Genomic DNA, 25,764 nt, shown 5'->3' with positions numbered 1-25,764 from the left:
TTCAATGAGGTACCTACCAAAAACCCAATAGGTAACAGGTGGTTTGTAGTATAGGAGCAGTCGTATATTCCGCCTGTTTATACAGGCTGGAATCCTGCTGCAGTTGATGGGGTCCGCTGCGAGCCCTTGACTGAAGCGGTTTGGAAGCTGAACCAATGGTTCTTTTTCTCTACCGGGCATTTGCCATTGCAGCGGGCTGATCAGAATAATTGCCAACAGTCGCACTCGTCGCAAGAAAATAATCGTCATTAATTATCAATAATCCCCGGTCCGCTTTTTGAGGTTTGTGACACGCTTGGTTTTTGCGGTGCAGGCGCTACAGTGCAGTAGCCCATTGATTTACCTGATGGTCTGGCGCCCAACTATGTTGTTGAACATTTGCGCTTAACATTCCGGCCTTCGGTTGCGGTTTATCTATCTGAAATGAGGACAGTCCCATGGACCGCTTCCAGGAAATGCAGGTCTTCGCTGCTGTCGCCAAGGAGCAGGGTTTTTCGGCGGCGGCGCGGGGTTTGGGTCTGTCGGCGGCCAGCGTCACCCGAGCGGTCGCGGCGCTGGAGAAGCGAATAGGCACACAACTGCTCACGCGTACGACGCGCAGCGTTTATTTGAGCGAGGCCGGTCAGCGATATCTGGAGGATTGTCGGAGAATTCTCGCCGAGGTGCAGGAAGCCGAGGACTCGGCAGCGGGCAGCCATATTCATCCCCGTGGGCAACTGACCATCACCGCACCGGTCTTGTTTGGCGAGCTGTTTGTCACGCCGTTGATGGTGAATTATCTGACGCAATTCCCCGAGGTCTGCATCAACGCGCTGTTGGTGGACCGGGTGGTGAGCGTGGTCGAGGAGGGCGTTGATGTGGCCATCCGCATCGGCGAGCTCCCCGACAGCAACCAGCATGCGATCCGCGTGGGCGAGGTGCGGCGGGTGATCTGCGCATCGCCACAGTTTCTGGCCAGCCATGGTCGGCCCAGGCATCCACAGGAACTGGCCCAGGCGCCGATCATTGCGACATCGGCCATAGGCCAGTTGCGGAGTTGGCCATTCATTGAAGACGGTGAAACCTTGAGTGTGCGGGCTGAACCGCGGCTGGTGGTGACGGCGAATCAGGCGGCCATCACGGCAGCCAGTCTGGGGTTGGGATTCACGCGGGTACTGTCTTATCAAGTGGCGAGCAAGGTGGCTGCCGGTGAGCTGGAAATCATTCTGGCGGACTTCGAACTGCCGCCGTTGCCCATCCATGTGGTCTATCAGGGCGGACGTAAAGCGCCGGCCCGGGTGCGCAGTTTTGTTGATTTCGCGGTGAAGACGCTGCGCGAGCATCCGGCGCTCAAGTGTTGAGTTATTTCACCCAATGAAATAATTGATTGCGTTTTTTGGTGATTCTGCTGTTTTGGTTGAAGGTAGAGTATGCACCTCATCGGCGCTGGTCTCTCCTGAACAGCACCACTCACCCGAGGTGTCGACCATGCAAGCGATCAAACTCTACAACTTCCCACGTTCCGGGCACGCTCATCGTGTCGAATTGATGCTGTCCCTGCTGAAACTGCCGACCGAATTGATCTTCGTTGACCTCGCCAAAGGCGAACACAAGCAACCGGCGTTCCTCGCGCTCAATGCTTTCGGTCAGGTACCGGTGATTGATGATCAGGGCGTGGTGTTGGCCGATTCCAACGCGATTCTGGTTTACCTGGCGCAAAAGTACGGCAACGGTCGCTGGCTGCCGGCTGATCCGGTAGGGGCCGCCAAGGTCCAACGCTGGTTGTCGGTGGCGGCAGGTCCGATTGCCTTCGGCCCTGCCCGGGCAAGATTGATTACTGTGTTCGGCGCGCCTTACAACGCTGCAGAAGTGGTTGCCTATGCCCATACCGTGCTCAAGGTAATCGATCACGAATTGGCCGATACGCCGTATCTGGCTGGCACTGATCCGACGATTGCCGACGTCGCCGCCTACAGCTACATCGCCCATGCGCCTGAGGGCAATGTGTCGCTGGACGAGTACACCAACATTCGTGCCTGGCTGGCCCGCATCGAAGCCTTGCCGGGTTTTGTCGGCATGCCGCGCACCGTCGCCGGCCTGCAAAAAACCGCCTGATGCTGGTGGCCCGGTGTTGCCGGGCCGCCCCGTTCTGCGCCACAGGCGCAAGGGAGCAGCCGTATGGACCGTTCACCCTGGCATGCCGGCGAGAAACAATTGCAGGCGCATGTGGGCGTTGCCGAACGAATGGAGGCGTTCGGTCGTAAGGTGATTCGCAGCGAGATGCCGGACCAACACCGCACCTTCTATCAACAATTGCCGTTCATGCTGTACGCAGCGGTGGATGCCGACGGTCATCCCTGGGCCAGTGTCCTTGAAGGCCAGCCCGGTTTCGCACATTCGCCAGAACCTGGCTTGCTGCAATTTCGCAGTCTGCCGGCTTTTGATGATCCCGCGCAGTTGAGCGAAGGCTCGGCCATCGGACTGCTGGGCATCGAGTTGCACACCCGCCGCCGCAACCGCATCAATGGGCATGTCAGTGCCATGACCATGGATGGTTTCGCGGTGACGGTGGACCAGTCCTTCGGCAATTGCCCGCAGTACATTCAGTTGCGCCAGTTTCGCTCGGTGCCGCTGACCGATCCTGCGACCCGTGCCGCCCAGCATTTCGGCGAACTGGATGACGCGACCAAAGCCATGATCGCCGAGGCGGACACCTTTTTCGTTGCCAGTTATGTGGACGTCGACGGTGAGCGCTCGGTGGATGTTTCTCACCGCGGCGGTCAGGCCGGTTTCGTACAGGTGGAAGGCAATCGCCTGACCATTCCGGATTTCGCCGGCAACCTGCATTTCAATACCTTGGGCAACCTGCTGCTCAATCCCCGGGCCGGGTTGTTGTTCATCGATTTCAATACCGGTGATTTGCTGCAACTCAGTGGGCGCACCGAAATCATCCTGGACGGTCCTCAGGTCGAGGCGTTCCAGGGGGCCGAGCGCCTGTGGACGATCGATGTCGAGCAAGTGGTACGTCGTCCGGCTGCCCTGTCGTTGCGCTGGCGCTTCGACGGCGTTTCACCCACCAGTTTGCTCACCGGTACCTGGGAGCAGGCCAAGGCGCGTTTGCAGGCCAAGGCCCTGGGCGATCAGTGGCGGCCGTTGCGGGTGACGCGGATTGAAGCGCAAAGCCACAGCATTCGCTCGCTTTACCTGGAGCCCGCCGACGGAGCGGGGTTGCCACTGTTCCAGGCCGGGCAGCATTTGCCTTTGCGCTTCAACATTGATGGCGATGTGCATATCCGCACGTACAGTTTATCGAGCGCACCGTCCGATGATTTTTTCCGCATCAGCGTGAAGCGTGACGGACGGGTGTCTACGCATTTGCATGAGCAGATTCGTGTCGGCGACCTGCTGGAGGCGCGGGCGCCGCAAGGGCATTTCACCGTGGCGCCCCATGAGCGTCGACCCTTGGTGTTGTTGGCGGCCGGGGTCGGCATCACGCCGCTGTTATCGATGCTGCGGGAAGTGGTTTACCAAGGGTTACGCACCCGCCGTATCCGGCCCACATGGTTCATCCAGAGTTCGCGCACGCTGGCCGACCAGCCATTTCGCCGCGAACTGGATCGCTTGCTCGAGGATGCCGGTGACGCGGTGCGGGTAGTGCGTTTGCTCAGTCAACCGGAAGCCGAGGCGATACAAGGAGAGGACTTCGACCTCAGTGGACGGATCGACGTCGCGCTGCTCAAGGATCTGCTGACAGTCGAGGACTACGATCAGCCGGATTTTGTGGTCTGCGGTCCCGGGAGTTTTACCCAGGCGTTGTACGACGGCTTGCGCGAGTTGGACATTCGCGATTCGCGGATTCACGCCGAAACCTTCGGCCCGTCCACCTTGCGCCGGCGACCGGACCCCGATGCGGTGGTCATCGAACAACCACCAGCCGCCACCACGTCCGTACCCGTGGTGTTCCAGCGTTCGGCCAAGGAGGCGCGCTGGCAGCCAGACGGCGGCAGTTTGCTGGAGTTGGCGGAAAGCCGTGGCCTGCGCCCGGAATTCAGTTGTCGCGGCGGCTCCTGCGGCACCTGCAAAACGCGCTTGATCAGCGGTCAGGTGCATTACCCACTGCCGCCAGCGGAGGTGCCGGATGATGGACAGGTGCTGATTTGCTGTGCGATTCCGGCGCAGGGCGCGCAGCCATTGGTGCTCGATATCTGAAGGACGATTGCAGGCGAACATTGCCCGTCGGTCGATGGCTGAGTAGGGTGGGCAGAGCCCCGGACGTTGTGGGAGCGGGCTTGCTCGCGAATGCAGTGTGTCAGCAACGGTGATGTTGGCTGACACTACGCCTTCGCGAGCAAGCCCGCTCCCACAAGGTTTGTGGTAAAGCCTTTACTGCAGTTCAGGAACAAGCGTTTCCATGGGTTTTTTCATTCGCTCCATTGTCTTGCTGATAGCGCTGGCGCTGACCACCGGTTGCGAAAGACCGGACGCACCGCCGTTGGATCAGCAACTCTACGTCTGGCAACGGCAGTGGACGCCGGCCCACGACGCCGCCCTCAGGGACAGCCGTGCAGACTTTTCGACGTTGCGGGTGCTGGCCTTGCAGGCCTTTCCCAAGGCGGGCTGGAGCCGAGCCCGAGTGGATTCGCAGTTGCTCAAGCACGACGGCCGGCCGGTGATTGCGGTGATTCGCCTGGATGGGCAGCTCAAGGCGCTGGATCAGGAAGAAATCACGGCGCAAATCCGCCAGGTGATCAGCGATTGGCAGGGACAAGGATTGAACCTCGCCGGTGTGGAAATCGACCATGATGCGGGTAATGCCCGGCTACCGGCGTACCGCGAATTTCTCGCGCAATTGCGTGAAGCGTTGCCGACTTCGCTGCCGCTGAGCATCACCGCATTGCCATCCTGGCTCGACAGTCGCGAACTGCCGGCGCTGTTATCCACAGTCGACAGCAGTGTGTTGCAGGTGCACGCGGTGAGCGATCCGCGTCGTGGCTTGTTCGATGCTGATCAGGCCCGGCAATGGGCAAAGGCCTGGAGCCGTATCACGACGAAACCGTTCTATCTGGCGCTGCCGGCCTATGGCGTGGCGTTGCTGCCGTCGGCGGGTGGCGCGCCCGTTGTGGAAAGCGAAGTGACGGTGGAGCGTGAAGGACTGCGTCGGGAATTACTTGCCGACCCTCAGTCATTGCGCACCCTCGGCACCGAGTTGCGTGCCGATCCACCGAAACATCTGGCGGGCCTGATCTGGTTTCGCCTGCCATTGGCCAACGACCGTCGGGCCTGGAGCTTGACCACTTTGCTCGCCGTGGCGCGTGGTGATGTCCTCAACAGTCAATTGAAACTGAAACTCTCGGCCGACAATGGCCTCTATGACATCGGCATCAGCAACCAGGGCAATCTCGACAGCGCCTGGCCCGAACGCCTGACACTGGCGGTCAGCGGTTGTGAGGGGGCCGATGCCTTGGCCGGTTACGCGTTGCAACAGCGTCCGGATCTGCTTACCTTCACCCGCCTGCGTGATGGCCGAATACCGGCTGGCGGACAGCGTGCCGTTGGTTGGGCTCGCTGCGCACACATTGATCAAGGAGGTTCGAATGTTCACCCGTAACTGGCCGCGTCATTTGCTTTGCCTGAGCCTCAGCCTGCCGCTGGGTTCGGCACTGGCCTGCGGCCCGGACTTCCCCATGCGCCTGCTGGATAACCGTGGTCAGTCGCTGGCGGAGCTGCCGGAAGGCAACTTCAGCTTCGAAATCAGTCGCCTCGGCCACGCCATCAACGGGTTGAAGAACGTCACCGCTGGCGTTGACTACTCGGATGTACCTGACGCTGTAGCGCTGCGCGATCAAGCCGAGCAGGCGGGACTTTCCGCCGAACAACAGGTGCTGGTGAAACACTTGCGCAGCCTGACCGATGCCCGCCAGGTCGAAAGCGAGGGCGCGCAACTGCCGCCTGAGCTCAGGTTGTACCTGGCCGGCGCTGTGGCATTTGCCGCGGGTGATCCTGCCTTGGCTGCCGGGTATTTCAAGAAAGTGCTGGCCCTGCCCGCAGAGCAACGGGCCTCACGCAGTACCTGGGCGGCTTACTCGTTGGGTCGAGCGTTGTTCGCCATGAGCGCCGAAGCCAATGCGGCTCCGGATTTGCTCGAACAATCCCGCGACGCCTTCGAGCAAACCCGGCAACTGAGCATCGACGGCTTCAGTGATCCACTGGAACTGGGTGTCGCCAGCCTCGGTGAAGAAGCCCGGGTGGTGCGCACCGCTGGCGACTGGAACCGCGCCATCGAGTTGTACGCCACGCAGAATCTGCACGGCTCCGCGGTGGGCTACACCTCGTTGAAGCTGTTGATGGCGGACCTGATGACGCTGCCGGATGATCAAGTGGCCGAATTGCTCAAGGGCCAGCCAGTGCAGCAATTGGTGACAGCATCGCTGATCAGTCGGTTGGGGTGGTCGTTCGGTGATCAACCGCCCAACGAACAGAAAATGATCAAGCTGCTGCAAAACAGTACCCGTGGCAGTCTCGAAAACGCCGACCGCCTGGCGGCGATGAATTATCAACAGGGTGATTACGCCAGCGCCAAGGCTTTCCTCGAACAGGCTGGCGATGGTGGGTTGGCCTGGTGGCTGCGGGCAAAACTGGCGGTGCGTGAGGGCGATAAGAGCGCGGCCGCCGCAGCCTATGCCAAAGCGGCGCAGGCCTTCCCGCAGAATGAATCCTGGGGCGAGCGCCGCACACCGGACTTCGATTACGAAACACTCCAGCCCAAATGCCGGGTCGAGGGTGAAAGTGCGATCCTGGCCCTGCAACGCGGGGATTACCTGCAAGCCTTCGATCAGCTGTATCGCAGCCAGAGCATTTACTGGTTCGACGCCGCCACCGTTGCCGAGCGCGTGTTGACCCTCGAAGAACTCAAGCACTACGTAGACACTCAAGTGCCGGCCCCGCCGCCGCTCAGCCAGCAGGACCGCGACAACTATGTGCCCTTGCCGGTGGCGGCGAGTCTGCGCAATCTGCTGGGCCGGCGGCTGTTGCGCGAGGGGCATTACGAGCAGGCGCCGGCGTACTTCGACAATGACGGCTTGCGGCACAAGGCAAAACTGTATGGCGAGCAACGTCTGGCGGCTGATTCAGCCTGGTGGCCGACCCGTCGTGCCGCTGCTCTGTTCAATGCGGCCTGGACGGCACGCGAGTGGGGCATGGACATTCTGGGCTATGAAATGGCGCCGGATTACGCCACGTTCGGCGGTAACTACATTCTCGAAAACACCGAACTCAAGGTCGGTCCTTTGGTGGCCGAGGACGAAGTGAAGCGCCAGCAGGCCAGCGCTGCCCAGCCTGATCAGCGTTATCACTATCGCTTCGTGGCCACCGCGCTGGCGAGCAAGGCGGCGGATAACTTGCCTCACACCAGTCAGGCGTTTGCGGCGGTGCTGTGCGAGGCGTCGGGGTGGAACAGCAGCCTCGAAGAGCAAAGTGCGATATATCAGCGTTATGTCAAAGAAGGGCCTTACGTGGAATGGGCCGCCGATTTCGGCCACCAGTGCCCGTACCCCGACTTCGAAAACGCCGACAAACGCTACGTGACCCAAGTGACCGACGCTGCGCGTTCGGCCTTGCGCCCGTACAAGATGCCGTTACAGGTTGGTAGCGTAGTGGCGTTCGCGGTAGCCGCGCTGTTGATGTTCAAACGCCGCCGCCGCAAGGCGCAGTGAGGTTCAAGCCTGTTGCACAAAGGTCAGCCGCACGGCGAAACCGATCAACAGGCTGCCGAACAACCATTGTTGCAGGCGCTGGGCTGAGGGGCTGCGTTGCAGCCAACGGCCGAGTGCGGCGCCTACCAGGGCGTATGCGCTGTCGAACAGTAACCCGACACTAACCAGCACCACGCCCAAGGTCGCAAATTGCCCGAGCACCGGCCCAGACTGTGGGTCGATGAATTGCGGTAGCAGCACCGAGCAGAACAGCAGTGCCTTGGGATTGAGCAGGTTGGTCAGCAGTCCGCGTCGGATGGCTGCGCCCCAGCGCGGTTTTTCGCCGGTTGGGTCGGCGCTGGTGAGGCTCGGCAGCATCGTGGTTCGCAGGCACTGAATGCCGATCCACAGCAGGTACGCGGCACCGGCCAGGCGTACCACGTCGAACGTCCAGGGCGCAGCCTTGAACAGTGCCGCCAGCCCCAGCGCCGCCAATGCCACATGGCAACCCCGGGCAATGCCCAGGCCCACGGCCGTGGCCAGAGCAGCGCCTTTGCCTTGGCGGGCACCGGTCTGCAACAGCAGGATCATGTCGGGCCCCGGCAACAGGTAGACCACCGCCAGTGCCATGAAAAACAGCCAGAGACCTTGCATGTTGCACCCCATTCGTTGTCGATTTGGTCGTGCCAGTCTAGGGCTGAAGGGCGGGGCAGGTGCTTGCGTTGTCAGCTTCTATCGGGTCATGTATTGGCATAATCTGCCACTTCATCAAGCTTGAACCATCAGGATCTGCCAAACCATGAAACTCGACGCCTACGACCGCAAAATTCTCGCCGCACTGCAACGGGATGGCCGCCTGAGCAATGTGCAACTGGCAGACGAGATCGGCCTGTCGGCATCGCCATGCTTGCGCCGGGTGCGGATGCTTGAAGAGGCGGGGGTGATTCGCGGCTACCAGGCCAATCTGGATCGCGACGAAGTGGGGTTGGGGCTGACAGTGTTTGTCGGGGTCAAGGTCGAGCGTCATAACGATGAGCAAGCCGAAGCCTTCCGCCTGGCGGTGACGGCATTGCCGGAGGTGATTTCGGCGTTTCTGGTATCAGGAGAGTCGGATTTTCTGCTGCAGGTAGTGGTGCCGGACTTGCGTGCCTATGACCGGTTTCTCACCGGGCGTTTGCTGAAGTTGCCGGGTGTGAGCGACATCCGCAGCAACTTTGCGATTCACACGGTGAAGGCGCCGGGGGTGTTGCCGTTGGAGCATTTGCCTCTTTAAACCGAGTCGCCTGCCTTCGCGAGCAAGCCCGCTCCCACAGGTACAGCGCAATCCTTGTGGGAGCGGGCTTGCTCGCGAAGGCGATAAATCAGTCACTGCAACTCTTCAAGTCTTACATCTGCGTCGCCATCCCCTCCACATTCATCGCCGCCTGGCGCAAGGCCTCTGAACGGGTCGGATGTGGGTGGCAGGTCAGGGCGATGTCTTCGGCCGAGGCGCTGAACTCCATGGCCACGCAATACTCGCCAATCATTTCACTGACGCTCGGGCCAACCAGATGCACGCCGAGGACTTCGTCCGTGCGTTCATCGGCCAGCACTTTGGCGAAGCCTTCGGTCTCGTGGTTGATCTTCGCCCGGCTGTTGGCGGTAAAGGGAAACTTGCCGACCTTGTACGCCCGGCCTTCAGCCTTGAGCTGCTCTTCGGTCTTGCCGACGCTGGCCAGCTCCGGTTTGGTGTAGACCACACTGGGGATCAGGTTGTAATTGACCTCGCCAGCCTTGCCGACCATCTGCTCGACGCAGGCCATGGCTTCGTCCTCGGCCTTGTGGGCGAGCATGGGGCCGGACGTCACGTCACCAATCACCCAGACCCCGACGGCTTCGGTGCGATGTCCTTTGTTGGCGAGCATGCCGCGCTTGTCCGTGGCGAGGCCGACGTTCTCCAGGCCCAGACCCTGTGTATAAGGTCGGCGCCCGATGGCCACCAATACGTAATCCGCTTCCAGTAGCTCGGCGGCACCGCCTGCGGCAGGCTCGATGCTGAGCTGCACGCCGGTGGCGGAGGTGGTGGCGCTGGTCACTTTTGAACTCAATTTGAAACTCAAGCCTTGCTTGCTCAGGGAGCGCTGCAGGGTTTTGCCGGCTTCGATGTCCACACCGGGGCAGATCCGGTCGAGAAACTCGACCACCGTTACCTGCGCACCAAGGCGCCGCCATACCGAACCAAGCTCCAGGCCGATCACGCCGGCACCAATCACCACCAGATGCTTGGGCACCTCGGTCAGCGCCAGGGCACCGGTGGAGTCGAGGATGCGTTTGTTATCGATATCCACGCCGGGTAGGGGCGTAGGCTCGGAACCGGTGGCGATGATGATGTCCCTGGCGCTCAGTTCGGTCTTGCCGCCGGCGCTATCGGTCACCGTGACTTTGCCCGGCCCGTCGATGTGGCCCCATCCTCTGATCCAGTCGACCTTGTTCTTACGGAAAAGAAACTCGATGCCCTTGGTCAGCCCGGTAACGCTTTCATCCTTTTGCTTCATCATCTGGTTGAGGTTGAGCACGGGTTTGACTTCGATCCCCAGATTGGCGAATTCCGCGCCCTTGGCCGCGTCGTACAGTTCGGAGGCATGCAGCAACGCCTTGGATGGCATGCAACCGACGTTCAGGCAGGTGCCGCCGAGTGTGGCGCGTCCTTCCACGCAGGCAGCTTTCAGACCCAGTTGTCCGGCGCGGATCGCCGCGTTGTAACCGCCGGGGCCACCGCCGAGTATCACGACGTCATAAGTGCTCATGGATGTACTCCTGGATCGAATGGGGAAGGGATGGGTAAAAGTAGTTCCTGAGTAAAATTACGAACGTAATATGTGCGTTCTGCCGCATTTCGGTCAAGGCTTCAGCCAAGCGACAGGTTGGGCATCTTTAGATAGCGCGCTCGAGTACGAAAATTTCACCATTTTCGTTATATCGTAACGAATTGCCATGCAAGCGAAGACACTCTGGGGTGGTATGCAAGTCGATCTCGATGTTGATGAAACGCCGTTAGCCGGGTTGCCGCGCTTTCAGCAGGCGTTCATTCAAGGGCGGCGTTTGCGCCAGTTCGCCATCGGTGCGGGCGTGCTCGCGACAGTAGGTGTGCTGCTGGCGTTTTTTGCCGGGTTGTTTTCCTCGCAAACACTGTGGCCGGCGTTGCTGCTGAACCTGAGCGCGGCGTCTGTGGTGTTGATGGCCGGTTTGCAATCGGCCTGGTGGATAACCCAGTGGCGTGCCCGCGCCATGAATCCCGCAGTGCCATTGGTTGTTGTCGACGAGTCTGTCGCGCCTTCGGGGTGGTATGAGCGTTTGCTGGACCGGATCAGCCTGCAATCGCAGCACCTGCTCGGGCAAATCGGCGCGCCAACGCTGTGGCTTGGTAGCTGGGCATTGTTGGCGGTATTGGGCGTCGAACAGGCCTGGAACCTCACATTGCCCCCGGCAGCACTGGGGCTGGCAGCCACTGTCGGGGCAGCGTGCTTCTTGCTGTTGGCGTTCGGCCTGTTGGTGATGGAGCGTCATCTGGCGCAGGAAAACACCGCGCAATGGCCTGAAGCCGCTACGTTGGCGCAATTGATCCGTGTGGTGATCATCAGCCTGGCGCTCGGTGCTTTTTGCCTGTTGTTTGCCGATGAAACCTCGGTATGGCCCGTACGCCTGGCGGTGTTGATTGGACTGCTGCCGGGGCTGGTGGCGGCAGAACTGTTGCTGCGCGCGGTGTTGTCATTGTTCAGCCCGCGCCGTGAACGTCTTGAGCCAGAGCTACTGGCGCGCAGTTTTATCGCTGACATGTTGCGCTGGCCACCACAGCCATTGCTGGCGTTACAGCACGAATTGCATAACCGCTTCGGCATCGATCTGCGGCAGATCTGGGCCTTCACTTACATGCGTCGGGCCTTCCTGCCGGTGTTGGCGGTGGTCGCACTTGTTGGCTGGTCGCTGACCGGCATTCACGAAATTGCCCTGCAAGAGCGTGGCATCTACGAACGATTCGGTAAGCCAGTGGAGGTGTTTGGCCCAGGTTTGCATATGGGGTTGCCTTGGCCATTGGGCCGGGTGTTGAGCGTCGAGAATGGCGTGGTACACGAGTTGGCCACCAGTGTTGGCGAAACCACGGCCCCTGCTCAGACGGACCCCGCTGAAGGCCCGGCCCCGGCAGTTGCCAATCGTCTGTGGGACGCCAGCCATGTGAACGACAAGTCCCAGGTGATCGCCAGCAGCCGAGCCGACAAGCAGAGCTTTCAGATCGTCAACATGGACGTACGCTTCGTCTATCGCATTGGTCTGAGCGATGAGGCGGCGTTGGCTGCGACCTATAACAGTGCCGATGTACCGATGTTGATTCGCAGCACCGCCAGCCGAATCCTGGTTCACGACTTCGCCTCGCGCACCCTCGACGGATTGCTTGGCGAGGACAGGGTAGGGCTGACTGAAGAGATCGGCCGCGCGGTTCAGGCAGACCTGCAAAAACTCGATAGCGGCGTGGAAATTCTCGCCACGGTGGTCGAGGCGATTCACCCCCCGGCCGGTGCAGCCAACGCCTATCACGGCGTGCAAGCGGCGCAGATTGGCGCGCAAGCCTTGATCGCCCGTGAACGTGGCGCCGCTGCCGAAGCTACCAATCAGGCGCAGTTGCAGGCCAGCATCGCCCGCGATCAGGCGACGGCCAGCGCCCGCGAAATCAATGCTGGCGCCCAGGCAGCGGACCTGAAATTCAACGCCGAGCAAAAAGCCTATGCCAGCGCCGGTCAGGCCTTCGTGCTGGAGCAGTATTTCAGTCAGTTGTCCCAAGGGTTGGCCAACGCCAAATTGTTGATTCTTGATCATCGTCTGGGCGGCAGCAGCAATGCGCCGACCATCGACCTCCGTACGTTCACGCTGCCGGTTGACCCTGCGCCGCCGCGTAAAACCGCTCAGCCAGGAGCTGCCAATTGAGCCAGTCCCATACTCACGATCACGATGACCACGCCGGCCACGATCACGGCCATGGCGGGCACCATCACCACGGCCATCATCATCACGGCGATCCGCAGGAGGCCGGTCCATTCCCATGGCGTCGGATGGGGTGGGCGGCATTGCTGGTGGCGTTTGCGGTCGCTGCCGCGAGCCTGGTGCAGGTGCGCTCGGGTGAGGCCACGGTGATCACGCGCTTCGGCAACCCCTCACGGGTCTTGCTGGAGCCGGGACTGGGCTGGCGCTGGCCGGCACCGTTCGAAGCAGCGATCCCTGTGGATCTGCGGTTGCGTACCACGTCCAGCGGTTTGCAGGATGTCGGCACACGGGACGGTCTGCGCATCATCGTTCAGGCCTATGTGGCGTGGCAGGTGCAGGGCGATCCGGACAATGTGCAACGTTTCATGCGGGCGGTGCAGAACCAGCCCGATGAAGCCGCGCGGCAGATTCGCACCTTTGTCGGCTCCGCGCTGGAAACCACCGCCAGCAGTTTTGATCTGGCGAACCTGGTCAATACAGATGCCAGCCAGGTACGCATCGTCGATTTCGAAACACAACTGCGCAAGCAATTAGATCAGCAGTTGCTCACCACTTATGGTGTGCGCGTGTTGCAGGTCGGTATCGAGCGATTGACGCTGCCTTCGGTGACGCTCACCGCGACGGTCGACCGGATGCGTGCCGAGCGCGAAACCATCGCTACTGAGCGCACGGCCATCGGCAAGCGTGAAGCCGCGCAAATTCGTTCCGCCGCCGAGCGTGATGCGCGAATTGTGCAGGCCGATGCCACGGTGAAAGCAGCAGATATCGAAGCGCAATCGCGCGTCGAAGCGGCGCAGATTTATGGCCGCGCCTACGCGCAATCGCCGCAGCTCTACAACCTGCTGCGCTCGCTCGACACCTTGGGCACGGTGGTGACGCCAGGAACCAAGCTGATTCTGCGTACCGACGCCGCACCGTTCCGGGTGTTGGTTGACGGTCCGCCGAGCTTCGACAACAAGTCCGGATCGCAGCCATGAGTTTGGTTCCACGTGGAACAAATGAGTTGAGCAGCCCCTGGATTCAGGCCGGGCGCTTGGCGTTTCTCGCCCTCTACGCGGTGACGGTGTTGGCGGCATTGGCGTGGGCGTTTTCCAATGTGAGGCAGATTGATCCGCAGAATCGCGCGGTGGTTTTGCATTTCGGCGCGCTGGATCGCATTCAGAATGCCGGATTGTTATTGGCCTGGCCGCAACCGTTCGAGCAGGTGATTTTGTTGCCGGCGGCGGATCGGGTGATCGAGCGCCGAGTGGAAGGCTTGTTGCGCAGTGGTGCCGCGATGCAGGCAGATCGCGTGGCCAGTTTTGCCACACCCATCAGCGATGCCCTCGCAGGTTCCGGCTATCTGTTAACGGGGGATGCCGGAGTGGTGCAACTCGATGTGCGGGTTTTCTACAAAGTCACCGAGCCCTATGCATTCGTGCTTCAAGGCGAACACGTGTTGCCGGCACTGGATCGTCTGGTGACCCGCAGTGCGGTCGCGCTCACGGCCGCACGGGATCTGGACACTATCCTGGTCGCTCGCCCGGAATTGATCGGCGCTGATAGCCAGGCGGCGGAACGGCGCGAGCGCTTGCGAGGCGATCTTGTGCAGGGCATTAATCAACGGCTGGCCGAACTCACGGCAACAGGGCAAGGCTTGGGGATCGAAGTGGCGCGAGTGGATGTGCAATCGAGTTTGCCCAGCCCTGCGGTGAACGCTTTCAACGCGGTACTGACGGCCAGCCAGCAAGCCGATAAGGCCGTCGCCAATGCGCAAACCGAAGCCGAGAAGTTGACGCAGACCGCCAACGAGCAAGCCGACCGTACGCTGCAAGTGGCCCATGCCCAGGCGAGCGAGCGACTGGCCAAAGCCTCGGCAGATACCGCCACAGTGTTGAGCCTGGCCAAGGCACAGCAGCAGGGGACTGACCCGCAAATGCTGCTGCGCATCTATCGCGAGCGGATGCCGAAGATCCTCGGCCAGGCCGGCTCCGTCACGACGGTCGACCCTAAAGACGATTCCCGCCTGATCATTCAGGGAGCTGCACAATGACCGCTCAGACCGCCGCTGCACCGAGCCTGTTGTCATCGGCCGAACAGCGCGGCGCCGCGCGCCAGTTGACCCTGGCCATGCTCGCGTTGGGCCTGCTCGCGCTGGGCTTGATCTGGCGTTGGCTGGCGCCGGAGCAGACTGGTGTCAGTCAACTGCTACTGGGTTTTGCCTCGTTGCTGGTCGCCGTTCCGGTCATGCGTTCAGCCTGGTACAGCCTGCGCTATCCAAGCCTGCACGGCATCACCGATCAATTGATTGCCCTGGCCATGCTGGGTGCCTGGGCCACCGGGGATCTGCTGACGGCGGCCCTGTTGCCGATCATCATGATCTTCGGGCACGTGCTGGAGGAGCGCAGCGTGATCGGTTCCCAGGAGGCGATTCACGCCCTCGGCAAACTGACCCGCAGCCACGCGCGCAAGGTTCAGGCGGACGGCTCCATCATCGAAGTCGACAACGGTACGCTCAAGGCGGGCGATCTGGTCGAGGTACGCGCCGGGGACAGGGTGCCCGCGGATGGCCGGGTGTTGTCCGGCCAGGCCAGCCTGGACACCGCCTCCATTACCGGCGAATCGGTACCGATGGAGGCGGGCGTCGGCATGTCGGTGTTCGGCGGCGCGATCAACCTCGACGGTCTGCTACGGATCGAAGTGACCCGCACCGGCCAGGAATCGACCCTCGGCAAAGTCATCGCCCTGATGCAAAACGCCGAGCGCTCGAAACCGCCGATCACTCGTCTGCTGGAGCGTTACGCGGGCAGCTATATGGTGCTGGTGTTGCTGCTGGCGGCGGTGACCTGGTTCATCACCAACAACGCTCAAGCGATGCTCGCGGTGTTGGTGGCGGCCTGTCCTTGTGCGCTGGTGTTGTCGGCGCCGGCCACGGCGATTGCCGGGGTGGCGGTAGCGGCACGCCACGGGATTCTGATTCGCAGTTCTGCGTTCCTTGAAGAGTTGGCGGACCTGACTTCGCTGGTGGTCGACAAGACCGGGACGCTGACCTTCGGCACCTTGCGCCTGCAATCCATCGACAGTCCGCTGGAGGATCGCAGTCATGTATTGAAGCTCGCCGCCAGCCTTGGCTCGGCCAGCAGTCATCCGGTCAGCCGTGCGCTGGCGGGGTTGGTGACTCAGGAGCATTTCCTGCTGCTTACTGACATCCATGAGCGCCAGGGCCTGGGCGTGGTGGCGATGACCGGGCAGGGCGAAGCAGCGCTCGGCCGACCGGAACTGTTCGCGCAACTGGGCATCAGTACAACGGAGGTTCCCGATCACGACGGTCCGATTGCCGGGTTGGCGCTCAACGGTGAATTTCTCGCCTGGTTGTTGTTGGCCGACAGCGTCAAACCCGAGGCGCAATTTGCCTTGGGTGAGTTGCGCGATCTCGGGTTGGGTCGCCAGTTGTTGCTCACCGGTGACCGGCACAGCGTCGCACAAACGCTCGCCCGGGATGTCGGGATCAGTGATGTCGAAGCGCAGGCCCTGCCCGAAGACAAACTGAAGCGTGTGCTCAAGGAAATCGACAGCGGTTTCCGGCCGATGGTGGTCGGCGATGGGATCAACGATTCCCTGGCCCTCAAGGCTGGCGTGGTGGGTGTCGCCATGGGCGCGGGCGGTGCGGACATCGCCTTGGCATCGGCGGATATCGTGCTGATCGGCAGTGACCTGCGCCGCCTCGGTACTTGCGTGCGCCTGAGTCGTCAGTGCCGCCAGACGTTACAGGTGAATGTGATCATCGGGCTAGGCTGGACCCTGGCGATCGTGGCCTTCGCCGCGTTCGGCTGGCTTGGCGCTGCCGGGGCGATGATTGCGGCGTTGCTGCACAACCTCAGCACCTTGCTGGTGTTGGGCAATGCCGGTCGTTTGCTGCGGTTCCAGGAGCCACTGCTCAAGCTCAAGGATGAAGCCTGAAGGCGAATGCTCTAAACCGGGTAATCACGGGGGCTTCAACTTTTTAGAACTGTGCGGCCGGTTCGTAGTCTTTGAAGATGAGGGCACATCATTTTGTGCGTTCGCGGCGGCCGGTTCTGGCGTCGCGAATCATTGAAAACGGCTATTAATTCGATAGCCAGCTATTTTTCCAAGATGGTCTACCCTCTGTTTAGACGTCTGAAACAAGGGGGCTTCTCCATGCTCGCGCATCTTCCACCGGCCTTACAGAATCTGCAATTACCGCTTCGCCTGAGACTCTGGGATGGCCATGAATTCAATCTGGGGCCGACGCCCAGTGTCACGATTGTGGTCAAGGACCCACAAATGGTCACCCAGTTTACCCATCCAAGCCTGGACGCCCTTGGTGCTGCATTTGTCGAAGGCAAACTTGAGCTTGAAGGCTCCATCAGCGATGTGATCCGCGTCTGCGATGAATGGAGCCAGGCGTTGCTGGATGAAGGCGACGACAATCAGCCGGTTCGTAACGCCCACGACAAAGAGATGGACGCCAAGGCGATTTCCTACCACTACGACCTTTCCAACGCGTTCTATCAGCTGTGGCTCGACAGCGACATGGCATATTCCTGCGCCTATTTCGAGACCGGCAGCGAATCCCTGGAACAAGCCCAGCAAGCCAAGTTCCGTCATTTGTGCCGCAAGCTGCGCCTGCAGCCTGGCGAGTATCTGCTGGATGTGGGTTGTGGTTGGGGCGGATTGGCGCGTTTTGCTGCGCGAGAATTTGGCGCGAAAGTGTTCGGCATCACCCTCAGCAAGGAGCAGTTGGCCCTGGCCCGGGAGCGCGTAAAAGCGGAGGGCCTAGAGGACCTGGTCGAACTGCAACTGCTCGACTATCGCGATCTGCCGCAGGATGGCCGTTTCGACAAGGTTGTCAGCGTCGGCATGTTCGAACACGTCGGCCACGCCAATCTTGCCGAGTACTGCAAGACCCTGTTCGGTGCGGTGAAAGACGGTGGTCTGGTGATGAACCACGGGATCACCGCCAAATACACCGATGGCCGTCCGGTGGGACGCGGTGCCGGTGAATTCATTGGAAAATATGTGTTCCCCAACGGCGAGTTGCCGCACTTGTCGATGATCTCTGCCGAGATCAGTGAAGCCGGGCTGGAAATCGTCGACGTCGAGAGCTTGCGTCTGCACTACGCACGTACGCTCGATCACTGGAGCGAACGCCTGGAAGACAACCTCGAAGCGGCCTCCAGACTCGTACCGGAACAAGCCCTGCGTATCTGGCGGCTGTACCTGGCCGGTTGCGCTTACGCCTTTGCCCGGGGCTGGATCAACCTGCATCAGATTCTCGCGGTGAAGGCCCACGCCGATGGCAGTCATGAACTGCCATGGACCCGTGACGATATCTACCTCTAGAGAACCGGCGAAATAAGCCGGGCGACCCGCATGCCGACCTGCTGCAGGCGGTGAGTCTCCCGGCCTTCTCCTTTGGCGATTTCGTGGGCGTTGGCGAAATCATCGTTGAGCATCTGTTCCACCTCTGCGGCAAAGGCGCTGTCGACGGTCAGCAACATCACTTCGAAATTCAGCCGGAACGAACGGTTGTCCAGGTTGGCGCTGCCGATGGCACTGATTTCGTGGTCGATCAACACCACTTTCTGGTGCAGGAAACCGGGCTCGTAACGGAACACCCGAACACCGGCGCGCACGGCTTCGAAGGCGTAGAGGCTGGAGGCGGCGTAGACGATTCGATGGTCGGGTCGAGACGGCAACAGCAGCCGCACATCCACACCCCGCAGGACCGCCAGACGCAACGCTGCGAATACGGCTTCATCGGGGATGAAGTACGGGCTGGTGATCCAGATCCGTTCCGTCGCTGCATGGATCGCTTCGACAAAGAACAGAGAACAGGTTTCGTAGGCGTCTGCCGGCCCGCTGGCGAGCAACTGGCACAGCACGCCGTCTTCCGGATAAACCTCGGGCAGGATCAGTGGCGGCAGGGCATGAGCCACCCAGAACCAGTCTTCAGCGAAAGACTCCTGCATGCACGCCACCACTGGCCCGCGCACTTGCACGTGGGTATCGCGCCAAGGGGCCAGGGGCGGTTTCTCGCCCATGTATTCATCACCGACGTTGTGCCCGCCAACGAAGCCGAGAATGCCATCCACCACCACAATTTTGCGATGGTTACGGAAGTTCACCTGAAAGCGATTGAACCAGCCATTACGGGGGCCAAAAGCCTTGACCTCGACCCCGCCATCACGCAAGGCCTGCACGTAGCCGTTGGGTAGGGAATGGCTGCCGATTCGGTCATACAACAGATAGATCGCTACGCCTTCGGCGGCTTTCTTCAACAGCAAAGTCTGCAGGCGTTGACCGAGACGGTCGTCGTGGACGATGAAAAACTGGATCAGCACGGCCTCTTTCGCCTGGCCGATGGCATCGAAAATGGCCTCGAACGTCGACTGGCCGTTGATCAACAACCGCATCTGGTTATTGGCCAGGCAGGGCATGTGTCCAAGCTTGGGCATCGCTCTGAGCGAGGCGTAGGCAGAAGAAGCGCGGGCGGTGAGGGCTTCTTCTACCCAGGGCCGCCAGTTGAGTTCGGAAACAGCCTTGCGCATCTCGTCGTTGGCCTGCCGCCGGGCCTTGATGTAGCCATCAAAGGTGCTGCGGCCGAACATCAGGTAAGGGATCAGCGTCAGGTAAGGGATGAAAAACAGCGACAGGGCCCAGGCGATCGAGCCTTGGGCGGTACGGACGGTCAACACGGCGTGTATGGCCGCAATCATGCCCAGCGAGTGCAACAGGGCGATGGTATAACCGAAAATATGTGGTCCGAAGTAATCCATGGGGGCTGCCTTGCTCCTGAAGATTCAGTGCTTAACAGACCATGTTCCGTGCAGAATGTCGCTAATTAATTCGACCATGAACCGAAGCCCGCGGCTGACGTCTAACGGCCACTACTGATCAGGAGTTACTCGATGAACGTTCGTCTGCTGGGTTTGGCCATGGCACTGGGTTTGGCACTTCCTGTGGCGGCTCACGCGCAAATGCTGCAACCAGGATTGTGGGAGCTGACCACGAGCAACATGAAGGTCGACGAGCAGAATATGCCGGACCTGCAATTGATCCTCGGCCAGATCCAGAACCAGATGACTCCCGAGCAGCGTGCGCAGCTGGAAAAACAGGGCATCACCATGGGCGGTAAAGGGATCCGGGCGTGCCTGACCCCTGAACAGGTCAAGACCGACAACATTCCGCTGACCGATCCGCAGTCGGGCTGCAAACAGGAAATCACCGACCGCTCCGGCAATCAGTGGAAATTCCGTTTCAGCTGCCCGAAAGCCCAGGGAGCCGGCGTGGCGACGTTCCTCAGTGATCGTGAATTCACCACCAAGGTCAACGGGACGTTCAACGCCACCGGCATTCAGCAGAAGGGCAGCCTCGAGTCCCGCGCCGTCTGGTTGGGGCAGGATTGCGGCACGGTGAAGCCAAGAGCTTAAAAAGCTTCGCGAGCAGGCTCGCTCCCACATTGGTTATGTGTCGCACACAAATCCCCTGTGGGAGCGAGCCTGCTCGCGAAAGCGTCCATTCAACCGCCCTGAATCCCCGGCCGACTTAACCACTCACACGCCGCCTCGACAGCCATCCGGCCAAAATCCTCCCCCGTGCGACTGCGCACACTGACGAACCCCCCAGCCTGTTCCATTTCGCCAACCACGACCAGGAACGGCACGGTCTGGCTGTGCTGGCGAATCTTGTAGCGGACCTTTTCGTTTCGCAGGTCGGCCTTTGCATGCACGCCTTTTTGGCGCAAGGACTCGGTCACCGCTTGTGCATAAGTCGCCTGACGTTCATCCATGCTCACGACGACCACATGGGGTGGAACGCGCCAGTGTTGCAGCTCCTGATGGCTGGACCAGCAGGTGCCGTAGATCCGTTGTTGCAACGTGCCGCTGATGTGATCGAGGGCAAACGCTTGCAAGACTTTGGTGGTTGGGACGTGCGGTCCATGGCTCTGGTACTCGGCGTCCCCCAGACGGTACAGCGACACTGCTTCGCGCGCCGGCCGACGACGGATCGAGTGATTGGTTGCTGCCAATGACTGCATGCGCGCTTCGATTAGAGGCAGGTCTGCGGGGGTCAGCGGTTGCTCGACTGCAAACTCGTAATAGAAACCGTCACCCAGTTCCTTTCCCGCACGCAATTGCGCATGAGGGTGGAGTTGCTTGACCGCCATGGCCAGCATCAATGCACAGGAGCGACGCAGGATCTCCAGGCCGTCCGGCTCCCGGGGGGTGACAATGCTGACCCGGGCATCCGCCTCGATCAGGTATTCGCAGTCCACCAGTACACCATTGACCCTTCCCGCGACGGCCGCGATGGCCAGTTCGGGGCCGATGCTGGCGGCCACCTCGTGCACGGACAGCGGCTGGTCGTACTCACGCAATGAACCATCGGGCAGGGTGATCTGGATCATGGTCGGCGTACTCTGGTGCTTCTAACGAGCGTTATCGCATAAACCGTAGGGGTGCTTCATTAAGACGTTTGTCGTGCCAGGCAATTTGTCCTGACACGATGGCTGGTTTTGGCCACCAGTGTGGTGATCGGCAAAATCTGGTCCGCGACCGGTTCCAGCAACGCGGGCATTGCGAATCAGCACGCTACTCATGCTCAGAACTCGTTTTGCAGGGCCTTGTAGCCGCGTACCAGGTCGACGTTGGTGCGCGCCACATCTTCGGAAAATTCCGAAGCACTGACGCTCACCGGCGGGTATTGCGAGAGGTCGGTGTTGGGGCCGATCCGCGTGGTGGAAGGTACGTAGAAAGCTTCAGGCAGGTCACGACCATCGACCACCGAGTTGTGCCGCACCACGCAACCGTCACCGACCACGCAGTTGAACAGCACGCTGTTGAAGCCGATGAACACTCGATTGCCAACGGTGCAGGGCCCATGAACGATCGAGCGGTGGGCGATGGAACTGAATTCGCCGATGGTCACCGCCGCACCGGATTTGGAGTGGATCACCACGCCGTCCTGGATGTTCGAGTTGGCGCCGATGGTGATCGGCTGCATGTCGCCCGAGTCATCGACTTCGTCAGCACGTATCACCGCGTAGGGGCCGACGAACACGTTCTCCCCGATCACCACTTTGCCGCAGATGATTGCCGTCTTGTCGACGTAGGCCGATTCGGCAATCAGCGGTAAATCTCCAGAGGGGTTCTTGCGGATCATGGCTTGCTCAGCGCGTTGTAAAGGGTGTTGAGGTTGTACTCGAACAACCCTGTGAAGGTGCTGGCCGGACCACTCGCCGCCAGGGCATCGGAGTACAGCGTGCCGCCGATCTGAGCGCCGCTTTCATCCGCGATCTGCTTGAGCAGGCGGGCGTCCTTGATGTTTTCCATGAACACCGCCTTGACCTTGGCCTGACGAATCTGGGTAATCAGTGCGGCCACTTCGGCGGCTGAAGGCTCGCGCTCGGTTGAGAGTCCTTGAGGCGCCATGAACTCGATGCCGTAGGCTTGGCCGAGATAACCGAAGGCATCATGGGACGTCACGACCTTGCGGTTGCCCGGTGGCAGTGAGCCGAGTTTGGCCTTGGCTTCGGCGAGCAGGGCGTAGACCTGTTTCAGATACAGCTTGCTGTTGCGCTCATAGTCGGCGGTGTTCGCCGGGTCAGCGGCGATCAGCGCTTTGGTGATGTTGGTGATGTACAGCTCGGTGTTCGCCAGGTTATGCCAGGCGTGCGGGTCGGGAACGGTTTTACCGTCTTCATCCAGGCTACGGGGTATGACACCGTGGCTTGCGCTGATGACCGGCGCCCGAGTCTCTGTGCTTGTCACCAGGCGATCCAGCCAGGGCTCGAAACCCAGGCCGTTCTTGATGATGAGCCTGGCCTTGAGCAGCGCTTTGGCATCGTCCGGTGTCGGCTCGTACGTGTGCGCATCCGCGTCCGGGCCGACCATGTTGGTGATCTGGATGTGATCCTTGCCGACCTGCCGGGTCATGTCGGCGAGGATGCTGAAGCTGGTGACCACCTGAAGTTTTTCGGCGGCGGACAGCGACATCGACACCATCAAGCTGAACAGCACAAGTAAAGCGCGCATCGGTTAACACCTCATTGGGATGTGAGCAAAGGCGGGTGGCGCAGTAAGCCGTGCACCGGCCCAAACACCACGGACAACAGATATCCACCGCCGGCCACCAACACGATTGCCGGGCCACTGGGCAGCGAGTAATAGAACGAGATCAATAAACCGAGCCATACCGAGAGGCTGCCGAGCACGGTGGCGACGACGATCAGTATTGGCAGGCGGCGACTCCAGAAACGTGCCGCGGCGGCAGGCAACATCATCAGGCCGACTACCATCAACGCGCCGATCGCCTGGAAGCCGATGACCAGATTCAACACCACCAGCGTCAGGAATACGCCGTGGGCCAGTGGGCCGAGTCGGCTGACGGTTTGCAGAAAAAGCGGGTCGAGGGTGTCGAGCAGCAGTGGTTTGTAGATCAGTGCCATGGCCATCAGGCTCAGGCCCGAGACCCAAAGCATGCCGGTCAAGGTCGGGCCGTCGACTGCCAGCGCGGAACCAAACAGCAGGTGCAACAGGTCCAGGCGTTTGCCGGCGATGCCGAGAATCAGCACGCCACCGGCCAGGGAAATCGGGTAGATCGCCGCAAGGCTGGCGTCCTCTCGCAGGCCGGTGCGTCGCGTAATCCAGGCTGCGAGGCCTGCCATGCTCAGACCCGCGCCGAGGCCACCGATGGTCAACGCAGGGAGGCTCAACCCGGCAAACCAGAAACCCAACGCCGCACCGGGGAGGATGCCGTGGGCGACGGCATCACCGATCAGGCTCATGCGTCTGAGGATCAGAAATACCCCCAGGGGCGCCGTGCTGCATGCCAGGACCAATCCACCGAGAAGCGCTCGGCGCATGAACACGAATTCGTGGAACGGTTGCCAGAGATGCGCGGCAGCGATCATCAGGCCACCTGCGATTGAGGTTGTTGGCGGATCAGTTCGGCGCTCGGGCCGAATACACAACCGCTGCTTTTGATCAGCAATGTATGTGGGATGTGCTCGCGAACAGCGGTGAGGTCATGGCAAACGACCACCAGTGTCCGGCCGTCGAGGTGCCAATCGTGTATGTGTTTCCAGAGCAATGCCTGACCGAGTTCATCGAGGGCCGCGTGGGGTTCATCGAGCAACAGCACGGGTGCGTCTGTCAGGCTCAATCGGGCGAGCAGGGCGCGTTGCAATTCGCCGCCGGAAAGGGCCATCAAGGGTCGATCTTCCAGGCCATTCAGGCACCAGTTTTCGAGGACGGTTGCCAGTCGTTGGCTACGGATTACCGGTGATTGTTTGTTGCCCCAGAAACCGGCGGCGACCAATGCCTGAAGGCTGATCGGAAATTGCCTGTCCAAGTGTTGTTGCTGGGGCAGGAACGACACACCGCCCTTGAGTGGAACATCCAGTCGAACCTTTCCGGCCAACGGTTTTTGCAAGCCGGCGATGACCTTCAGCAGGCTGCTTTTCCCGGAGCCGTTCGCACCGATGATGGCAGTCAGGCTGCCCTTCGACAGTTCGAAGTCCAGCGCTGGCGTCAGTGGCTGCCCCGGTGCGCCCCAGCGCAAGGCGTGGCAACCGATCATGCGACCTCCCAGTTGAAACGGCTTTCGGCTACGGCGTCGTGGGCGTGCAGGCTTTCGGCGTGGATCACACGAATGTGGAAGGCGTTAATGCCCGTGGAGCGCTTCAGGGCCAGATTCAAGCGGCGTGCGGCGTCCTCACAGAACATCAGGTTCTGACCATTGGCGAGGGCGAAGGCCTGTTCGTCGGCGCGTTTTACCGCTGTTTGAACGGCTGTGCCGAGTGCGGCTTCAGCGTCATTGATGACGGCAATCAGAGGCAACTCGTCCAAAAAATCAGCCAGCCGTACGCGCAACTTTGCGCTGCTGCGTTGGCTGTGAGGTGTGGCGACGATGCCATTCGTGGAGCCGAGCCACGCTAAAACGTCGGCGTGTTGCAGTGGCTTGTTGGTGAAATCATCGACGAACTGCTGCTGAATCAACTGTCGAGAAAGAGCAGCAGAACACGGGCAGGTTGAGGAATAAGGCACCTCGATTTTTAGTTCCACGTGGAACATTGCGTTTTTCAAACGTGCTTCGATGCTGATCGGATAGCTTTTCCAGCCCGCCAATGGACTGATTAGCGCGGGCCTTTTCAGCAACAAATCGGCGTGAAGGGTCAAGTGGGCGCTGCTGGACAGCCCTTCATGGCTCTCAAGAAAACGCTGCAAAACCCGCCGCAATAAAGCCGCTGAAAGGCTTTCCTGTTCCAACAATTCAAGTGCCAGATAGAGCCGTGACATGTGAATGCCACGCGCGTTGCCATCGTCGAGGCTCACGCCGGCATCGGCCTTTGCATTCAGTCGTTGGCCCTCAAACAAAACGGGAAGAGCAATGCCGCACATGCCCACCCACTCCAGTGGCAGGGCTTGGCGTGAGGCCTGCGCGGCGATATCCGGCAGAGTCAGCGCATTCATGAGCAGGTCCATCGTGGGAGTTGATTGGTAATGTTATAGTATTACGATCAAGTCGACGATGCCTTTTTCATGAACAGGTCTTCATCATGCACAGACGTCATTTGCCTGGCAGCAAGAGCAGAAAAACAAGCCGGCCTAACAGCCAGCGATCCGGCTGCAGGTGAACCTGGCGCTGCTTCCGCCGGAGCTGGAAAACCGGTTGATCGTGGTCCAGCCGACGCGCTGGTTGTAGCCAACCCAGGTCTCGCCGTCGGAAGCGATACCGGTGAAAAACGTAAGCTGGCCGTAGCGGCTGCTGGTCTGTGCCCAATAGCGTTTTCCGGCTACTTCGAAACCCCGCAAATAGATCGTGCTTCCGGCGGTATTGACGCTGTAGGCGTTGCCATCCGCATCCACGCAGGCCAGCAGGTTGGCGCTGCGAGTGCACTTGGCCAGGCTCGGGACCTGTGCCATCGCGTCGGCAGCCACCAGCAGGGAGAGCATGATCAATACGGGTTTAAGGGCGTTGCGCATGGGCTTTCTCACGAGGGTAGCGGCGTTCAGCATCCTGTCGTTTGCCCTGTTGAGCAAGAGGGGCTGGTTTATTGATGTTGTTACAGTAT

The 25,764-nt window shown here is 60.6% G+C and carries 22 protein-coding genes; 12 read left to right on the top strand and 10 right to left on the bottom strand.

Annotated features, from left to right (window positions below; genetic code table 11):
• Window positions 1-437: 437 nt before the first annotated feature.
• The 5 genes from PspS34_RS28105 to PspS34_RS28085 all read left to right on the top strand — a co-directional run bounded on the left by PspS34_RS28105 (window position 438) and on the right by PspS34_RS28085 (window position 7,691).
• On the top strand, window positions 438-1,340 hold the full coding sequence (locus tag PspS34_RS28105) for a LysR family transcriptional regulator (RefSeq protein ID WP_154860847.1): 903 nt from the start codon (window positions 438-440) through the stop codon (window positions 1,338-1,340).
• 127 nt (window positions 1,341-1,467) lie between these two features.
• Window positions 1,468-2,094: a glutathione S-transferase gene (locus PspS34_RS28100; RefSeq protein WP_057712671.1), complete on the top strand. Its 627-nt coding sequence runs from the start codon at window positions 1,468-1,470 to the stop codon at window positions 2,092-2,094.
• Between the two features lie 63 nt (window positions 2,095-2,157).
• Window positions 2,158-4,188: a pyridoxamine 5'-phosphate oxidase family protein gene (locus tag PspS34_RS28095; protein ID WP_154860849.1), complete on the top strand. Its 2,031-nt coding sequence runs from the start codon at window positions 2,158-2,160 to the stop codon at window positions 4,186-4,188.
• Between the two features lie 202 nt (window positions 4,189-4,390).
• The gene (locus tag PspS34_RS28090; protein ID WP_154860850.1) at window positions 4,391-5,587 is read left to right on the top strand and encodes a DUF3142 domain-containing protein; all 1,197 of its coding nucleotides are present in this window, start codon (window positions 4,391-4,393) and stop codon (window positions 5,585-5,587) included.
• Window positions 5,574-7,691, top strand: coding sequence for a hypothetical protein (locus PspS34_RS28085; protein ID WP_150812681.1), 2,118 nt, complete (start codon window positions 5,574-5,576; stop codon window positions 7,689-7,691). The genes PspS34_RS28090 and PspS34_RS28085 overlap by 14 nt, the downstream gene beginning before the upstream one ends.
• 3 nt (window positions 7,692-7,694) lie before the next feature.
• Here PspS34_RS28085 and PspS34_RS28080 read toward each other — a convergent pair whose 3' ends face one another.
• The gene (locus PspS34_RS28080) at window positions 7,695-8,324 is read right to left on the bottom strand and encodes a LysE family translocator (RefSeq protein WP_154860851.1); all 630 of its coding nucleotides are present in this window, start codon (window positions 8,322-8,324) and stop codon (window positions 7,695-7,697) included.
• Between the two features lie 145 nt (window positions 8,325-8,469).
• On the opposite strand from PspS34_RS28080, the gene PspS34_RS28075 reads away from it, so the two are divergent.
• On the top strand, window positions 8,470-8,943 hold the full coding sequence (locus PspS34_RS28075; RefSeq protein ID WP_057712676.1) for an Lrp/AsnC family transcriptional regulator: 474 nt from the start codon (window positions 8,470-8,472) through the stop codon (window positions 8,941-8,943).
• Between the two features lie 112 nt (window positions 8,944-9,055).
• Here the strand turns inward: PspS34_RS28075 and lpdA are convergent, their stop codons facing one another.
• Window positions 9,056-10,456: a dihydrolipoyl dehydrogenase gene (gene lpdA / locus PspS34_RS28070; protein WP_057712677.1), complete on the bottom strand. Its 1,401-nt coding sequence runs from the start codon at window positions 10,454-10,456 to the stop codon at window positions 9,056-9,058.
• A 214-nt stretch (window positions 10,457-10,670) separates the two neighbouring features.
• On the opposite strand from lpdA, the gene PspS34_RS28065 reads away from it, so the two are divergent.
• The 5 genes from PspS34_RS28065 (at window position 10,671) to cfaB (ending at window position 18,029) form a co-directional block, all read left to right on the top strand.
• Entirely contained in the window at window positions 10,671-12,629 is a 1,959-nt protein-coding gene (locus PspS34_RS28065) for a protease modulator HflK (protein WP_154861056.1), read from the top strand.
• Window positions 12,626-13,663 carry a protease modulator HflC gene (locus PspS34_RS28060; protein WP_159390375.1) on the top strand — a complete coding sequence of 346 codons (1,038 nt, stop codon included), beginning with the start codon at window positions 12,626-12,628 and terminating at the stop codon, window positions 13,661-13,663. Before PspS34_RS28065 ends, PspS34_RS28060 begins: the two co-directional genes overlap by 4 nt.
• Complete coding sequence (locus tag PspS34_RS28055) at window positions 13,660-14,718, top strand: protease modulator HflK (RefSeq protein ID WP_154860853.1); 1,059 nt, start codon at window positions 13,660-13,662, stop codon at window positions 14,716-14,718. The genes PspS34_RS28060 and PspS34_RS28055 overlap by 4 nt, the downstream gene beginning before the upstream one ends.
• Window positions 14,715-16,625, top strand: a complete 1,911-nt coding sequence (locus PspS34_RS28050) for a heavy metal translocating P-type ATPase (RefSeq protein ID WP_154860854.1) — start codon at window positions 14,715-14,717, stop codon at window positions 16,623-16,625. Before PspS34_RS28055 ends, PspS34_RS28050 begins: the two co-directional genes overlap by 4 nt.
• A gap of 219 nt (window positions 16,626-16,844) precedes the next feature.
• Window positions 16,845-18,029: a C17 cyclopropane fatty acid synthase CfaB gene (gene cfaB, locus PspS34_RS28045; RefSeq protein ID WP_057712681.1), complete on the top strand. Its 1,185-nt coding sequence runs from the start codon at window positions 16,845-16,847 to the stop codon at window positions 18,027-18,029.
• Here the strand turns inward: cfaB and cls are convergent.
• A complete protein-coding gene (gene cls / locus PspS34_RS28040; protein ID WP_154860855.1) occupies window positions 18,026-19,465 on the bottom strand; it encodes a cardiolipin synthase in 1,440 nt (479 codons plus the stop codon). The two genes, cfaB and cls, sit on opposite strands and share 4 nt — an antisense overlap.
• 132 nt (window positions 19,466-19,597) lie before the next feature.
• On the opposite strand from cls, the gene PspS34_RS28035 reads away from it, so the two are divergent.
• Window positions 19,598-20,119, top strand: a complete 522-nt coding sequence (locus PspS34_RS28035; RefSeq protein ID WP_057712683.1) for a DUF3617 domain-containing protein — start codon at window positions 19,598-19,600, stop codon at window positions 20,117-20,119.
• Between the two features lie 89 nt (window positions 20,120-20,208).
• On the opposite strand, the gene PspS34_RS28030 is transcribed toward PspS34_RS28035, so the two are convergent.
• The 7 genes from PspS34_RS28030 to PspS34_RS28000 form a co-directional block, all read right to left on the bottom strand.
• Complete coding sequence (locus PspS34_RS28030) at window positions 20,209-21,096, bottom strand: His/Gly/Thr/Pro-type tRNA ligase C-terminal domain-containing protein (protein WP_057712684.1); 888 nt, start codon at window positions 21,094-21,096, stop codon at window positions 20,209-20,211.
• 194 nt (window positions 21,097-21,290) lie between these two features.
• Window positions 21,291-21,851 (bottom strand): carbonate dehydratase, encoded by a 561-nt coding sequence (locus PspS34_RS28025; RefSeq protein WP_057712685.1) that lies wholly within the window; start codon window positions 21,849-21,851, stop codon window positions 21,291-21,293.
• Window positions 21,848-22,723 (bottom strand): metal ABC transporter substrate-binding protein, encoded by an 876-nt coding sequence (locus PspS34_RS28020; protein WP_154860856.1) that lies wholly within the window; start codon window positions 22,721-22,723, stop codon window positions 21,848-21,850. Before PspS34_RS28020 ends, PspS34_RS28025 begins: the two co-directional genes overlap by 4 nt.
• A gap of 11 nt (window positions 22,724-22,734) precedes the next feature.
• On the bottom strand, window positions 22,735-23,601 hold the full coding sequence (locus PspS34_RS28015) for a metal ABC transporter permease (RefSeq protein ID WP_150812687.1): 867 nt from the start codon (window positions 23,599-23,601) through the stop codon (window positions 22,735-22,737).
• Window positions 23,601-24,269 (bottom strand): ATP-binding cassette domain-containing protein, encoded by a 669-nt coding sequence (locus PspS34_RS28010; RefSeq protein WP_154860857.1) that lies wholly within the window; start codon window positions 24,267-24,269, stop codon window positions 23,601-23,603. The genes PspS34_RS28015 and PspS34_RS28010 overlap by 1 nt, the downstream gene beginning before the upstream one ends.
• Window positions 24,266-25,162, bottom strand: a complete 897-nt coding sequence (gene folE2, locus PspS34_RS28005) for a GTP cyclohydrolase FolE2 (protein WP_154860858.1) — start codon at window positions 25,160-25,162, stop codon at window positions 24,266-24,268. The genes PspS34_RS28010 and folE2 overlap by 4 nt, the downstream gene beginning before the upstream one ends.
• A 135-nt stretch (window positions 25,163-25,297) precedes the next feature.
• Window positions 25,298-25,675: a glutamine synthetase gene (locus PspS34_RS28000; RefSeq protein WP_154860859.1), complete on the bottom strand. Its 378-nt coding sequence runs from the start codon at window positions 25,673-25,675 to the stop codon at window positions 25,298-25,300.
• Window positions 25,676-25,764 lie beyond the last annotated feature (89 nt).

Origin of the sequence: Pseudomonas sp. S34 (assembly GCF_009866745.1) — a bacterium.
GTDB classification, from domain to species: domain Bacteria; phylum Pseudomonadota; class Gammaproteobacteria; order Pseudomonadales; family Pseudomonadaceae; genus Aquipseudomonas; species Aquipseudomonas jessenii.
This window is presented reverse-complemented; position numbering and strand designations above follow the sequence as displayed.